Consider the following 14,519-nt stretch of genomic DNA (forward strand, 5'->3'; position numbering starts at 1 on the left):
CCGTACCGATGGCGATGCCGTGGGTGAACCAGATGAAGTTGCCGACCTGATGATCTGAACGCCAAGGTTCACCCGACTGCGGGGAGACCGATTCCCGGACACCGGATCGTTACCACTGCCTCCACGCGAGCGAGCCCGGCGCCCCCTGGGGACGTCGGGCTCGCTCGCGTGGTGCGGACCTAGCCGATGCGGGTGGTGTAGGTGTCCTCGTCGTTGGCGATCGACGCGTTGGGCGCACCGGCCTGGCAGGTCCGTGGCGGGTTGCCGGGTGTGCCGGTGCCGGGGCAGAGGAACAGGTCGGCGGGCCGGGTGTCGGACCAGACCGGGTAGGCGGCGCGGCTGGTGACGGCGATTCCGGCGTAGTCGCCGTAGAAGGTGCCGCTGAACTGGGTCGGCGGCGGCATGCTACCCGACGTCGCGCGCGTGTGTGTGAAGCCTCCGCCGGCCATGGCGGACGCGGTGATGTCGGAGAAGCCGGTAGTTTCGTCGGACCCGTATTGGCGGTCATAGTAGCTGACCACGAACCTGCCGTCCGGACCGAACGCCGCGCCCTGCCAGAACTGGTCGGTGCGGGACTGTCCGGCCGCGGTGGTCACGACCGGCAGCTGCCGCACGTCGGTGCTGCCCCCGGCAAAGGACGAACCGGAGTTGACCGATGTGGACAGTACGATGTCGTTGTTGCAGGTGCCGTTCTTGACGCCGGTGTAGAGGTTGATGCCGGTGGCCGGGTTGAACCCGGCCGGTGCGCAGCCGGTGGTTTCGTTCGAGTTGCGGTTGAGGTAGGAGCCGTAGGTGACGAGGATCCGGTTGGGGTGCCGCGGGTCCACGCCACCGATCGGGTAGTTGCTGGCGCGGAAGATCGAGTTGGCCGACGGTCCCTTTTCCGGGATGCAGGCGCGGCCGGGGTCTTGGCCGTTCTGGTAGGTGGCGCAGTCCGGGAGTTCGTTGTAGGCGCCGACCAGTACCGGCGGGGCGAAGGTCTGTCCGCCGTCGGCGGAGCGGGCGAGCAGGACCTGGTTGTGGTTGTCGGCCGGGGACGCGAGGCCGTTGTTGAAGTTGTTGAACACGACGTAGAGGGCGCCGTCGGGGCCGACGAACGGCTGGGAGTCCTGGTTCTGGTTGCACCGGCCGTGTGGGGTCGGGAAGCCGAGGTTGTTCGGGCATAGGGCGCTGTCGGCGCTGACCAGCACCGGCGCGGAGAAGGTTTCACCGTAGTCGGCGGAGTAGGCCTCGTAGATGTAGCCGGTGCCATCGGCGGCGAAGGTCGTCCAGGAGACGTAGACGTGGTCGCGGAAGGGGCTGCGGACGTTGTTGTCGACGGTCAGCAGTTGCTTGTCGAGCAGGAAGTCTCCGGCGCCGGCGGTGTCGTCGTGGGTGGCGACGGGACGGCCGGGGAAGTTCCAGGAGGCGCCGTTGGTGCCGGTGGAGCGGAACACCAGGAAGGCGCTCGACTGGTCGGGGTTCGGTGAGGTGGCGGCGCCGCGGTTGAAGACCTGACACGACAGGTAGGCGTTGCCGCGGGAGTCCCAGGCGACCGAGGTGTCGCCGCCGCTTTGCCAGTATTCCCGCGGTGCGCCGCCGAAGTCGGCGCCGCGGCTGAAGCCGTTCGGGGTGGTGGCGTCGGCCCAGCTGCGGGCGCCGTCAAGGGAGTAGGAGACGCCGCAGGTGCCATCGCCGCGCCGGTAGTCGTTGTAGGTGGCGATCACGTGGTCGGGGTTGTTCGGGTCAGCCGCGGCCCAGGTCTCGTTCTGCGCCTGCGCGCGGCCCTGCAGGTCGGCGTCGGAGACGTTGAGGCAGTTCTGGTTGACCTTGACGTTCGCCCCGAACTGGTTCGCACACGGTGCCGGCGCGGCCGGTCTGGCGGTGTTCGGCACCGCGCGCCGAGCGATGTTCGCCGGATCCTCACCGTTGAGGACCGTCGAGAGCAGACCGGAAACGTGGCGCTGCTGGATCGCGGTGAGCTGGTTGTAACCGAACGGCTGGGCGATCGCGGCCGGCGCGGCGAACACGCCGAGCGCCGCGGCGCTGAGGATCGTGACGGCGATTGCGGGAAGTGTGGAACGGTGGGCCTGACGCCTCATCGCGTGCTCCCTTTGCTTGGGCCCGGAATGTCGGGATGTGCGACCAGCCACACGGGAATCGTGCCTTGGTGCGCCGGAGGTATCGTCTACGGATCCGGCGTGATCGTTACCGCGATTTGGAATATCCACTGTGGACTTGGTTAACATACGGCTAAAAGGTCCGCCGTTCGGCTCCGTCCGAAAGTGCTGGATCGGTCCAGCGGGGACCGCGAACGCCGGGCCGTGTGGCTGGATCGGTAGTCGTCATGGCCTGCGGCCGGTCATCCCGGCTGCCCGCCCCGTGCTCACCGAAGAAGGTGATAGCGCCATGTCTCTTTCCCGAAGAATCTCGACCGCCGCGCTGCTTCCGGCCGCCGTGGTCGGCGGGCTGCTGGTCGCGGCGACGCCCGCGTCGGCGAACGTCGCGGTGACCCAGGTCAGCTCCGACCCGTTCACCGACGCCCAGGCCCAGCACCGGACGGAGGTGGAACCCGACACGTTCTCCTTCGGCAACAACATCGTCTCGGCGTTCCAGGTCGGGCGGGTGTTCGGCGGCGGCTCCTCCAACATCGGCTTCGCCACCTCCACCAACGGCGGCGCCACCTGGACCCAAGGCTTCCTGCCCGGCACCACCGCCAACTCCGGCGGCCCGTGCGGCCAGATCAGTGACGCCGCGGTCGCGTTCGACGCCAAACACAACGTCTGGCTCATTTCCTCGCTCGGCGTCAACTGCCCGACCGGCAACCCGGTGTTCACCAGCCGCTCCAACAACGGCGGCACGAGCTTCGGCAACCCGATCACCGTCGCGACCGGGTCGCTGGACAAGAACTGGATCGTCTGCGACAACATCGCGGCCAGCCCGTTCTTCGGCAACTGCTACACCGAATACGACATCACCAGCTCCGGCGACTCGATCCGGATGCAGACCTCCAGCGACGGCGGCGCCACCTGGGGGCCGGCCCGCGCACCTGGAGGACAGCACACCGGGCTCGGCGGCCAGCCGGTGGTCCGGGCCGACGGCACCGTGGTGGTGCCCTACCAGTCGCTCAACGGCCAGATCCGCTCGTTCCGCTCCACCAACGGCGGAGCGAGCTGGGGCAACACCATGCAGGTCTCGAGCATCAGTCACCACACCGTCGCCGGCGGCCTTCGCTCCGGAGCGCTTCCCAGCGCGGAGGTCGACTCGGCCGGCACCGTCTACGTGGTCTGGTCGGACTGCCGGTTCCGTTCCGGCTGCCCGAGCAACGACATCGTGCTGAGCAGGTCGGTCAACGGAACCACCTGGAGCGCCCCGGCCCGAGTGCCGATCGACGCCACCGCCAGCACCGTCGACCACTTCGTCCCGGGCATCGGCGTCGACGCCTCGACTTCGGGCGCCAGTGCGCGGATCGGCCTGACCTACTACTTCTATCCGACGGCCACCTGCACCGCGGCGACCTGCCAGCTCAACGTCGGGTTCATCTCCTCGGCCAACGGCGGCACCAGCTGGAGCACCGCCACCCAGGTCGCCGGGCCGATAACCCTGTCCTGGATCCCGAACACCTCCCAGGGCCGCATGTTCGGCGACTACATCTCCACCTCGGTGCGCAGTGGCGGCAACGCCTTCCCAGTCGTGCCGATCGCGTCGGCACCGAGCGGTTCGACGTTCGCCATGGGGATGTTCGCACCGACCGGCGGCCTGCCGATCGCCGGGGGCGCCGCCCGCGCGGCCACCCCGATCGAAGCGTCGGTGACCGGCCAATCGGCCGGCCTGGCCACGGCGTTCTGACGCTCCCGTGGTGAGCCCGACGTCCGCGCCAGGACATCGGGCTCACCAGCGGGAGGCCTGTGGGGCTCGAAGTCCTGAACGGCCGGAGGTGCCGGTATCCCGACGGCGCACAGCGACGATCGTCCTGGCGGCACTGGTGATCTTGGCGGGGCTCGGGGCCTTGATCGTGTTGACGAGCATTGACCGCGGCGGTGACACACGCGGCACCGAAGGCCTGCAACCCAGCCCGGGTACATCCACGATGCCGCCAGCATCGACCGGATCATCCACTTCGGCTTCTCCGGGCGAGGGGGGCGACTGCGCAATCGGGGAGAGGACCCTCCGGTGGGCGCCGGATCGGCCCCGGCCGAGCGGATTTGTCTCCACGTCGGCGGCACGATCGTCCTGGCCATGCCGCCAGTGGATCCGGAGCATTGGAGCTGCCGTCCAGCTCCGATCCGCAGGTCGCCGGCGTCGGGCCGCTCGGGCTCGATCAGGAAAGGCATCACCTACACGACCGTGACCGCACTCCGGCCGGGCGGAGCCACCGTCAGCGCCACGGCCCACCAGGACGAACCGAACGGCCTTCCGCGGCCTGGCTTGTCGCGCCTGCGGTGGCTGCTGACCATTACCGTCATCGCCTGATCGACCTGCAGCCCCGGAATACAATTTGTCGACAGGTGGCAATTTCGAGACAAATGAGTCGATGTCGATTCGAATCATGTATGGCTTTGCCCATTCCTTGGCGCAGGTCAGGCTGGGTAAACTTCCCTTAATCAAGGACAAATCAGGCACAGTGTGTGGTGGGTAATGATCTTCGCGGTGTGAGGCAAGTGGAGTAGTGGGTTGTTGCGGCCTGAGAACGGACTGCCGGACGCCGACGAAAGTAGGTTTTCGCAGGCAGTCTTCCTGCTTATAGTTCGCTCACTTCGAGCCGCCTGTCTCTCGTTTCCCTGCCTTGTGATTGGGAGTTCCCATGTCTGGATGTCCTTTGCCGACGCTCAGCCCGGCCGGTGCCGTCGCGACCCTGAGGGGCGTGGCATGAGAACCCGGCTGGCCCGGACCCTGTGCGCGGGAGTGGTGCTGGCCGCGGCCGCGTTGGTCGGCGTGCCCGGTGCGGCTGCGGCGGCGCCGCCGCCCTCGTCGCCGGCCGCGGCGCAGCGCACGCCGAAGGTCATCCCGGAGCAGCATCACGACGTGTCTCCGGCGTTGCGGTCGATGGCACCCAAGGCGACAACCGCCGGCGACGGGGAGAGCGAGGCCGTGGGGTCGCTGCCGCATTCCCGTGCGCACGCCCAGGATCCGGTGGTGCAGAGCAGCGCGGGCACGCGTGCCGCGAGTGTTGGTGCCAGTTTCGACGGGCTGGGCACCGGGTTCTCCGGCCCGGGCGGTTCGTTCAACCTCGGCGGGGTGCCGCCGGACCCGAACTCCGCGGTCGGCGCGACCCAGGTGGTGGAGATCGTGAACAGCGGGTTCGCGGTGTTCTCCAAGACCGGCACCACCCAGTACGGCCCGGCGAACACCAACACGCTGTTCTCCGGGTTCGGCGGCTACTGCGAAAGCACCGACGACGGCGACGCCGTGGTCCGCTATGACAGCTTGGCGAACCGGTGAGTAATCACCCAGTTCGCCAACGTCCGTTCCACGGCGGGACCGTACTACGAGTGCGTGGCGGTGTCACAGACCTCGGACGCGACCGGCGCCTACAACCGCTATTCCTTCCAGTACAGCAACTTCCCGGACTACCCGAAGCTCTCGGTCTGGCCGGACGCCTACTACGTCACCTACAACATGTTCAACGGCGCCGGCACCACCTTCTTCGGCGCCGAAAGCTGCGCTATGGACCGGGCGAGCATGCTCGCCGGCACCACCGCCACCCAGCAGTGCTTCACCACGTCCAACGCCTACGGTGGCGTTCTCGCCGCCGATGTGGACGGCACCACCGCACCCCCGTCCGGTGCGGACAACGTCCAGCTGGCGATGGGCACCACCAGCACCACGCTGGCCTACTAGCGATTCCACGTCGACTGGGCCAACACCGCCAACACCACCTTCACCGGCCCCAGCACGCTGACCGTCGCCTCCTACACACCCGCGTGCGGCAGCAGCGGAACCTGCGTGCCGCAGAAGGGCACCTCCCAGACGCTGGATTCCTTGTCGGATCGCCTGATGTTCCGGCTGGCGTACCGCAACTTCGGTGACCACCAGTCACTGGTCACCAGCCAGTCGGTCACCGCCGGATCCTCGGTCGGGGAACGCTGGTACGAACTCCGGCTGGGCAGCGGTGGGAACCCGACGGTGTTCCAGCAGGGCACCTACGCACCGGACTCGACCTACCGCTGGCTCGGGTCGCTGGCGATGGACCAGGCCGGCAACATCGCCCTCGGCTACACCGCGTCCAGTTCCTCGATCAACCCGCAGATCCGGTTCACCGGACGGCTGGCCGGGGACACGCTGGGGCAGATGACCCAGGCGGAGTCGACGATCGTGGCCGGCACGGGGTCGCAGACGACCTACTCCCGGTGGGGCGACTACTCCTCGATGAGTGTGGACCCGGCCGACGGCTGCACGTTCTGGTACACCCACGAATACCTCGCCACCACCGGCGCCCGGGTGTGGAAGACCCGCAACGCCTCCCTGACCCTGCCCGGGTGCGGCGGCACGGCGACCAACGACTTCTCGCTCTCGGCCAGCCCCACTTCGGGGACGGTCGCCGCGGGTTCGTCGGCCACCTCGACCATCAGCACCGCGGTCACGGCCGGGTCGGCGGGCAGCGTGTCGTTCTCGGCCACCGGACTGCCGTCCGGCGCGAGCGCGTCGTTCACCCCGGCATCGGTGACCGCCGGCTCCAGTTCCACCCTGACGATCTCCACGACCGGGTCCACCCCGGCCGGAACCTACCCGATCACGATCACCGGAACCGAAGGCACGGTCTCGCACACCACGAGCTATTCCCTCACGGTGACCGGCCGCAGCGGAGGCGGGATCACCAATGGTGACTTCGAGACCGGCGCGCTGACCGGCTGGACCTCGGCAGGCACCACCACGGTGGTGAGCTCCGGGGCGCACGGCGGCACCGACGCCGCCCGGGTCGGTTCGACCTCACCCTCGGGTGACTCGTCGATCGCCCAGACCTTCACTGTCCCGAGTGGAGTGACGCAACTTTCCTTCTGGTACAACGTGACCTGCCCGGACACACTCACCTATGACTGGGCCACGGCCACGCTGAAGGACAACACCGGCGGCACGACCAGCACCCCGCTGGCCAAGACCTGCACCAGCGGTGCGGGCTGGAAGCAGATCACCGTCGCGGTCACCGCCGGGCACAGCTACACCCTCACCCTGTCCAGCCACGACGACAACTACCCCGGCGACGCGACCTACACCCTGTTCGACGACGTCAAGCTCAGCTGAAGACCCCGCCGATGAGGACTGCTGCCGCCGCGGCGAGCACCGCCGAGTGCCCGTCGCGGCGGCAGCCACCAAGCACATCCGTCCAGCCGAATTCGTCTTTCAGGAGCCCGAGAATGGCCCGGATACGCTTATTCCCCGCCCTCGCCGCGACCGTGATGCTCGCGGCAGTTCCTACGTCCGCGATCGCCGCCCCGGCGGTCAGCCCGCACGCCTCAGCCGTCTCCAACGGAGACTTCGAGTCCGGCACCCTCACCGGATGGACCGCCACCGGCACCGCCTCCGTGGTGAACTCCGGAGCACACGGCGGCACGTACGCCGCCCGGGTCGGCTCGACCTCACCCTCCGGTGACTCCTCGATCGCCCAGACCTTCACCGTCCCGAGCGGATCGACGCAACTGTCGTTCTGGTACAACGTGACCTGCCCGGACACCCTCACCTACGACTGGGCCACAGTCACCCTCAAGGACACCACAACCGGCACGACCACCACGCCGCTGGCCAAGACGTGCACCAACAGCGCCGGCTGGAGGGAGGTCACCGCCACGGTCACCGCTGGGCACAGCTACACCCTCACCCTCGCCAGCCACGACGACAACTACCCCGGCGACGCGACCTACACCCTCTACGACGACGTCACCCTCAGCGGCAGCACACCCCCGCCGCCGGGCGGGTCGATCCAGATCAGCACCGACCCCTACACCACCGCCGGCGCGCAGCACGCGACCGAAGCGGAACCGGACACCTTCGCCTGGGGCAACACGGTGGTCGCCGCCACCCAGGTCGGCCGCTACTCCGACGGCGGCGCGGACAACATCGGCTGGGCCACCTCCACCGACGGCGGAACCACCTGGCAGCACGGATTCCTGCCCGGCATCACCACCGTCGCGAACGGACAGTGGGCCCGGGTGTCGGACCCGTCGGTGGCCTACGACGCGAAACACGGCACCTGGCTGGTGTCCGGGCTGTTCATCGACGCCAACGTCGCCGGCCGCGGCGTGTCCATCTCCCGCTCCCCGGACGGGCTGACCTGGTCGAACCCGGTCATCGCCGCCGGCAACAACACCGCCGACTACGACAAGGAATGGATCGCCTGCGACAACACGACCGCCAGCCCGCACTACGGCAACTGCTACGCCGAAGTCGACATCACCAGCAGCGGCAACCGGATCGTCATGGTCACCAGCACCGACGGCGGCCAAACCTGGTCCTCGGAGAAGACCCCGGCCGACACCCCCTCCGGGCTCGGCGGGCAGCCGGTGATCCAGCCCAACGGCACCGTCGTCGTGCCCTACTCCGCGAACCAGAGCGCGATCCGCGCGTTCACCTCCACCACCGGCGGGTCCTCCTGGAACGCCAGCGTCGCCGTGGCCACCAGCTCCGACCACGCGGTGACCGGGATGCGGGCCGAACCGTTGCCCAGCGCGGAAATCGACGCGTCCGGCACCGTCTACGTCGTGTGGGACGACTGCCGGTTCCGCTCAGGCTGCACCGCCAACGACATCGTGCTGGCCACCTCGGCCAACGGGACCAGCTGGTCCGCGGTGACCCGGATCCCGATCGACGCCACCGCCAGCGGCGTCGACCACTTCACCCCCGGCCTCGGCGTCGACCGCAGCACTTCCGGCACCACCGCCAAGCTCGGCCTCACGTACTACTTCTACCCCAACGCCGGATGCTCGACCTCGACCTGCCAGCTCGAGGTCGGATTCATCTCCAGCACCACCGGCGGCGCCACCTGGAGCACCCCACAGACCCTGGCCGGGCCGATGTCACTGTCGTGGCTGGCCCAGGCCGGCGGGGCGATGGTCGGTGACTACATCTCCACCTCCGTCATCGGCGGCAAAGCCATCGGCGCGTTCGCCGTCGGGCAGGCACCCTCGGGCAGCTCCCTGAACCAGGCACTGAACACCGGTGGGCCGCTCGCGATCACCGGCGGCACCGCACGCGCCAGTGCTGCCGGCGCCCGGACGGAGCTGAGCGCGACAGCACGCCGCGCCGGCCTGCCCGTCGCCCACTAGTAGCCCGACGACAGTCCCGGGGTGGGTGTGTCACCGCGGTTGTGGTGACACACCCACCCTTTTCACGCAATCCGGGCATAGCAGGCCGGTGAATCCCGAAGGGTGCCGCATGTGTCGCTGCACCGGTCCAGAACGAACGGCCTGCGCCGAACGGTCCAGTGATTGACCGTCCGCTAACCATTTCCACAATGGACAATTCATTTCGGTGGTTAGCCTTATCGGCGTACGAAGCCACCCTGTCGACGTGTCACTGATCGTTCACCTCCGTGGAGGTGTGCCTATTCCCGACCCGGGTCAGACTGTCAGGTGACCAGTCGGCCACCCATTGTCGTTTGTGTCCACATTCTCCTGTTTCTTCGGTCCCCATGGTTTCGATCGACATCGCCTGATCGTCGTCTCTTCCCGGGAGTCCCCATGCAGCGTGGAAAACTCATCCGTCTCGCGGCAGTCCTCGCCGTGGGCCTGTCCTGGCTGTCGTTCACGGCACCGATCGGCTCCGCCTCCGGGGATTCGGAAGAGGCCGACGGAGTCGAGCACGAGGTCCTCGTCCCGCAGCCGGCCGCGACGGCCGCGAGTTGTGGGGTGGAGCGCTGGTCGGTCAAGACCGGCACAGACGCCGACGCGGGCAAGATCACCCTGCAGTCCACGACCCCGACGACGATCGCGACGTTGACCGGGCTGGCGAAGCCAGCCAGCCTGCCGGCCAACAACCGGATCCAGCCGACGGAGACCACCGTGTACCGGCTGCAGGCCACGCTAACCGAGTACAAGCTGGAGTCCGACTCGGACTACCACCTCGTCCTGGCCGACAGCTCCGGGCACACGATGATCGTCGAAGTTCCCGACCCGGCCTGCGTCGGCTCGGGAAGCCCGCTGCTCTCGAGCATCCAGAAGGCCCGCACGGAGGTCAATGCCAAGTACACCCCGACCGGCAGCTTCCAGACCGCGAACGTGCCCGTGACCGTGACCGGCGTCGGGTTCTTCGACTTCCTGCATGGCCAGACCGGCGTCGCCCCCAACGGCATCGAGCTGCACGCCGTCCTCGACATCCAGTTCGGCACCGGCAGCGGGGGCAGCGTCTCGGTGACCAACCCCGGCAACCAGACCGGCACCGCCGGGCAACCGGCCAGCCTGCAGATCTCCGCCACCGACACCGCCGGCGGCAGCCTGTCCTACGCCGCGACCGGCCTGCCCGCCGGCTTGTCGATCAACACCGCGACCGGACTGATCTCGGGTACTCCCACGACCGTGGGGACAAGTTCGGTGACGGTGACTGCCACCGACTCGACAGGCCCGTCCGGATCGACCTCGTTCAGCTGGACCACCGCGCCCGCGGGCGGCGGATGCACCACGCAGCAGCTGCTGGGCAACCCCGGCTTCGAAACCGGTGCGGCCGCTCCGTGGTCGGCGTCGGCCGGGATCCTCAACAACAGCTCTTCCGAACCGGCCCATTCGGGCAGCTGGGACGCCTGGCTGGACGGCTACGGCGCCACCCACACCGACGCCGTCTCGCAGCAGGTCACCCTGCCCGCCGGCTGCGCGACCTACAGCCTCAGCTACTGGCTGCACATCGACACCGCCGAGCCGACCACCGGTGCCTACGACACCCTGACAGTCCAGATCCTCGACAGCGCGGGCACCGTGTTAGCCACGCCGGCGACCTACTCCAACAAGGACGCCGCCGCCGGGTACACCCAGCACAGCACCGATCTCTCGGCATACGGCGGTCAGACCATCACGCTGAAGTTCACCGGAACCGAGGACTACACCAAGCAGACCTCCTTCGTCCTGGACGACACCACCCTCACCGTCAGCTGACCTGACCCCGCCGCGGTGACCCGACACCGCAGGGTGGCAGCGATACCGGCGTAGTCGCCGTGGAAGATCTGCGAGTTCGCTTGGGCGACCCAGGTGATGTCGCTGGGCGGCCCGACGGGAACGCTGTCGAAAGCCCGCATCGCCGCAGCCCTGCGCCGCGCCGGTCGCACCCGCTACATCGACCGGACCGCCGCGGACATCAAGGCGGCACTGCGAGTGGCGCAGCTGCGCCAGCCCACACTCGTCGAAGACGCCTTCGGCCGCCAGGCCCTCGCGCTGCTCGCCACGCTCAATGCCGCCTGCGCCGGCGTCGAAGAGCTCGGGGCGGCGGCCTCGGACGCGTTCCGCGAGCACCCGGACTACGCGATCATCACCAGCTTCCCGGGCCTGGCCGACTCCACCGGCGCCCGCGTCCTGGCCGAGCTCGGCGACGACCGCGCCCGGTTCGCCGACGCCCGCGCGCTCAAGGCCTACGCCGGATCCGCACCCATCACCCGCGCGTCCGGCCGCTCGATCTCCGTCAGCTACCGACGGATCAAGAACGACCGCCTCGCCGCGGTCGGCTGGCTCTGGGCCTTCATCGCCGCCACGCACTGCGAGCCCGCCAAGGTCCACTACCGACGTCGTCGTGACCACGGCGACCGCCACTCCACCTCGCTGCGGCACCTGTTCAACCGCATGCTCGGCCAGCTCTACCACTGGCTCCAAACAGTACAGAACTACGACGAGGCCAAGGCCTTCCACTAGCCGACTGCTTCGCCCACAGAGCCGGTCGCGGCTTGACAGTTAGCAAGGTCGGAGGTCTCGATGCCCGGCATCGGCGCCAGGACCGCAGCCCGCATCCTGCTCGAGGTCGGCGACGCCTCCAACTTCAAGACTGCCGGACACCTGGCCGCCTACGCCGGCATCGCCCCGGTTACCCGCAGCTCCGGCACCAGCATCAAGGGCGAGCATCCCGCCCGGACCGGCAACCGCCAGCTCAAACGGGCGTTCTTCCTCGCCGCGTTCGCCGCCCTGTCGGATCCGACCAGCCGGGCTTACTACGACCGCAAAGTGCGCCACGAGGCGCTTGATGTTCGAGTGGAGGTGAGAGACCTTCGCCGCCCGGCCGTCGCAGCGGCCGGGCTAAAGCTGGGAGCAGCCTGATCCGGGGAACGCCGGGGAGGGCGGGAAGCAGCTTCGACAACGTCGGGACGCGCCAGCACTGCCAGATGGTGCGGGTCCGGCTAGCGAGGCCAGAGGGTACAGCGCAAGCAAACCAGTGGTTGACGCCCCGTAAGTGTCGTACCGGCTCCAACCTGGCGGATGCGGGCCGGGATGCAGTGCGCGGTTCCTGTTTTGCGAGGGAATCGACTCCGAAGCCATGTTTCCCAAGTGGCGAGGAGGCCACGCTGACAGTCTGCGGCGTAGGCGTGGCGATGCTGCCGGGGTAGAGCTGGGTGCCTGCCTGGCCAATCGAACACCGAGTGAACGTGGGAACCGCCCTCGCTCGCCCTCCCCGCTGGGCAGCCAGCCCGGCGGCGGGCAGGTCCGTTGCCGACCGATGGGCGTGGGGCGGGACGGAGGTCTCGTAGTACTCCGAGCCGGGGAAAGCCCGGCACATGGAGAAGGAGACCAGCAAGTCAGCAAGGAGGATGCTGGAATGCCGGGAGGCCACGGGTGAACACCCGCGATCCGGAATCGGTCCTGTACTGGGCCGAGCGCCGGGTACTGGAGATCCAGACCAAACTGCACCGATGGGCGACCGACGATCCTCATCGCCGGTTCGACGATCTGTTCAACCTCGTCACCGACCCTGCTTTCCTTTTGGTGGCATGGGATCGAGTGCGGAGCAACAAGGGGTCGCGCACGGCCGGAGTGGACGGCAAGACCGCCCGCTACATCGAAGCCGCTACCGGGATCGAGGAGTTCCTCGACCAGCTTCGCTGCCAGCTCAAGCAGCGCAGCTTCCGCCCGGTTCCGGTCCGGGAACGGATGATCCCGAAGGCGAACGGCAAGTTGCGTCGCTTGGGCATCCCGACCACGGCCGACCGGGTGGTCCAGGCGGCCCTGAAGCTGGTGTTGGAGCCGATTTTCGAGGCGGATTTCCACCCGTGTTCCTACGGGTTCCGCTCCGGACGACGGGCGCAGGACGCGATCGCCGAGACATGGTTCCTGGCCAAACACTCCTACGAGTGGGTGGTCGAGGGCGATATCGAGGCATGCTTCGACATGATCGACCACACGGCCCTGATGGACCGGGTGCGCCGTCGTGTCGGAGACAAACGCGTGCTGGGCCTGGTGAAGGCGTTCCTGAAGGCTGGCATCTTCAATCAAGACCGGCAGTTCAGGAACACCGAGACCGGCACTCCGCAGGGAGGCATCCTCTCGCCGCTGCTGGCCAACATCGCCCTGTCGGTCCTGGACGAGTACTTCGCCCAGGTCGAGGGCGGCCCGGCCACCCGCGAGTGGGAACGCCAGAAACGACGGCGGCGGGGCCAGGCCAACTACCGGCTGATCCGGTACGCGGATGACTTCCTGGTCATGGTGTCCGGCGACCGCGAGCACGCCGAACAAGCGCGTGACGTGGTGGCGGCGGTCCTGGCGCCGATGGGCCTGCGCCTGTCGGAAGCCAAGACGATGATCACCCACATCGACGAGGGCCTCGACTTCCTCGGCTGGCGCATCCAGCGCCACCGCAAGCGAGGCACTGACAGGCAGTACATCTACACCTATCCGGCCAAGAAAGCCCTCAAGGCCGTCATGGCCAAGGTCAAGATGATCTGCCGGCAGAACAACAACGAACCCTTGGCGGCCCTGCTGCGCCGGCTCAACCCGGTGCTGCGGGGCTGGGCCACCTACTTCCGGGTCGGGGTGTCCGCCTCGACATTTCAGTACCTGTCCAAGTACGCCTGGGAACGGGTAATGGGATGGATCAGGCGCAAACACCGCAAGATCACCTGGAAGGAACTTCGACGCCGCTTCTGCGGCGGCGAATGGTGGCCCACCGACGGACAGTTCTACCTCTTCGACCCCGGCCGGATGCGGATCATCCGCTACCGCTACCGAGGGACGAAGATCCCGACACCGTGGACCGCCGCGAGCTGAGGACCACCGGCCACCCCGCCGGGACTTGTGGAGAGCCCGGTGCTCAGCAATGGGCACGCCGGGTTCGGCGGGCGGCCCGAGGAAACGGACCAGTCGAAAGACCGGCACCGCGCCTCGGGCCGACCCAACCGGGCCGAGGGCAAGAAGCACAACGCCGCGCTGATCTGCCTGGCCCGCCGCCGTTGCGACGTCCTCTACGCGATGCTGCGCAACGGCACCCACTATCGCCACCCCGAACCAACTCCGGCCCCCGCGGCGGCTTGACAACCCCATAGGGACACCCCCGTTACCGTTTTCGTAGTTCCTGATCAAGGAGCTGTGGTCACCAGGCCCGGCATGATTTGCGCCCCCAGTCGAACCCATGATCCGGGGGGT

The 14,519-nt window shown here is 68.2% G+C and carries 10 protein-coding genes and 2 pseudogenes; 11 read left to right on the forward strand and 1 reads right to left on the reverse strand.

Features of this window, described 5'->3' with window-relative positions; genetic code table 11:
• Positions 1 to 179: 179 nt before the first annotated feature.
• Complete coding sequence (locus tag ACWEN0_RS46370; RefSeq protein ID WP_451987934.1) at positions 180 to 2,081, reverse strand: sialidase family protein; 1,902 nt, start codon at positions 2,079 to 2,081, stop codon at positions 180 to 182.
• Between the two features lie 307 nt (positions 2,082 to 2,388).
• Between ACWEN0_RS46370 and ACWEN0_RS46375 the strand changes: the two genes are divergently transcribed.
• The 11 genes and pseudogenes from ACWEN0_RS46375 to ACWEN0_RS46425 all read left to right on the forward strand — a co-directional run.
• Complete coding sequence (locus ACWEN0_RS46375; RefSeq protein ID WP_451987936.1) at positions 2,389 to 3,828, forward strand: sialidase family protein; 1,440 nt, start codon at positions 2,389 to 2,391, stop codon at positions 3,826 to 3,828.
• 324 nt (positions 3,829 to 4,152) lie between these two features.
• Positions 4,153 to 4,452 carry a hypothetical protein gene (locus tag ACWEN0_RS46380; RefSeq protein WP_451987938.1) on the forward strand — a complete coding sequence of 100 codons (300 nt, stop codon included), beginning with the start codon at positions 4,153 to 4,155 and terminating at the stop codon, positions 4,450 to 4,452.
• Between the two features lie 396 nt (positions 4,453 to 4,848).
• Positions 4,849 to 5,421 carry a hypothetical protein gene (locus tag ACWEN0_RS46385; protein ID WP_451987940.1) on the forward strand — a complete coding sequence of 191 codons (573 nt, stop codon included), beginning with the start codon at positions 4,849 to 4,851 and terminating at the stop codon, positions 5,419 to 5,421.
• Positions 5,422 to 5,475: 54 nt separating this feature from the next.
• Positions 5,476 to 5,820, forward strand: coding sequence for a hypothetical protein (locus ACWEN0_RS46390; protein ID WP_451987942.1), 345 nt, complete (start codon positions 5,476 to 5,478; stop codon positions 5,818 to 5,820).
• Between the two features lie 141 nt (positions 5,821 to 5,961).
• Positions 5,962 to 7,221 carry a hypothetical protein gene (locus ACWEN0_RS46395; protein WP_451987944.1) on the forward strand — a complete coding sequence of 420 codons (1,260 nt, stop codon included), beginning with the start codon at positions 5,962 to 5,964 and terminating at the stop codon, positions 7,219 to 7,221.
• A gap of 155 nt (positions 7,222 to 7,376) precedes the next feature.
• Positions 7,377 to 9,239, forward strand: coding sequence for an exo-alpha-sialidase (locus tag ACWEN0_RS46400; RefSeq protein WP_451987956.1), 1,863 nt, complete (start codon positions 7,377 to 7,379; stop codon positions 9,237 to 9,239).
• A gap of 414 nt (positions 9,240 to 9,653) precedes the next feature.
• The gene (locus ACWEN0_RS46405) at positions 9,654 to 11,057 is read left to right on the forward strand and encodes a putative Ig domain-containing protein (RefSeq protein ID WP_451987946.1); all 1,404 of its coding nucleotides are present in this window, start codon (positions 9,654 to 9,656) and stop codon (positions 11,055 to 11,057) included.
• Positions 11,058 to 11,153: 96 nt separating this feature from the next.
• Positions 11,154 to 11,804, forward strand: a complete 651-nt coding sequence (locus ACWEN0_RS46410) for a transposase (protein ID WP_451987948.1) — start codon at positions 11,154 to 11,156, stop codon at positions 11,802 to 11,804.
• Between the two features lie 54 nt (positions 11,805 to 11,858).
• Positions 11,859 to 12,110: pseudogene (locus ACWEN0_RS46415) on the forward strand (IS110 family transposase); the annotation flags it as partial.
• Between the two features lie 606 nt (positions 12,111 to 12,716).
• Entirely contained in the window at positions 12,717 to 14,144 is a 1,428-nt protein-coding gene (ltrA, locus tag ACWEN0_RS46420) for a group II intron reverse transcriptase/maturase (protein WP_451987950.1), read from the forward strand.
• Between the two features lie 129 nt (positions 14,145 to 14,273).
• A pseudogene (locus tag ACWEN0_RS46425) lies at positions 14,274 to 14,408 on the forward strand (IS110 family transposase); the annotation flags it as partial.
• Positions 14,409 to 14,519: the final 111 nt, after the last annotated feature.

Source organism: Amycolatopsis sp. NPDC004378 (assembly GCF_053602455.1).

Bases quoted from the DNA above. Each gene is read 5' to 3' on its own strand.
- ACWEN0_RS46370 (WP_451987934.1), bottom strand. From the start codon at position 2,081: ATGAGGCGTCAGGCCCACCGTTCCACACTTCCCGCAATCGCCGTCACG.
- ACWEN0_RS46375 (WP_451987936.1), top strand. From the start codon at position 2,389: ATGTCTCTTTCCCGAAGAATCTCGACCGCCGCGCTGCTTCCGGCCGCC.
- ACWEN0_RS46385 (WP_451987940.1), top strand. From the start codon at position 4,849: ATGAGAACCCGGCTGGCCCGGACCCTGTGCGCGGGAGTGGTGCTGGCC.
- ACWEN0_RS46400 (WP_451987956.1), top strand. From the start codon at position 7,377: ATGCTCGCGGCAGTTCCTACGTCCGCGATCGCCGCCCCGGCGGTCAGC.
- ACWEN0_RS46405 (WP_451987946.1), top strand. From the start codon at position 9,654: ATGCAGCGTGGAAAACTCATCCGTCTCGCGGCAGTCCTCGCCGTGGGC.
- ACWEN0_RS46410 (WP_451987948.1), top strand. From the start codon at position 11,154: ATGTCGCTGGGCGGCCCGACGGGAACGCTGTCGAAAGCCCGCATCGCC.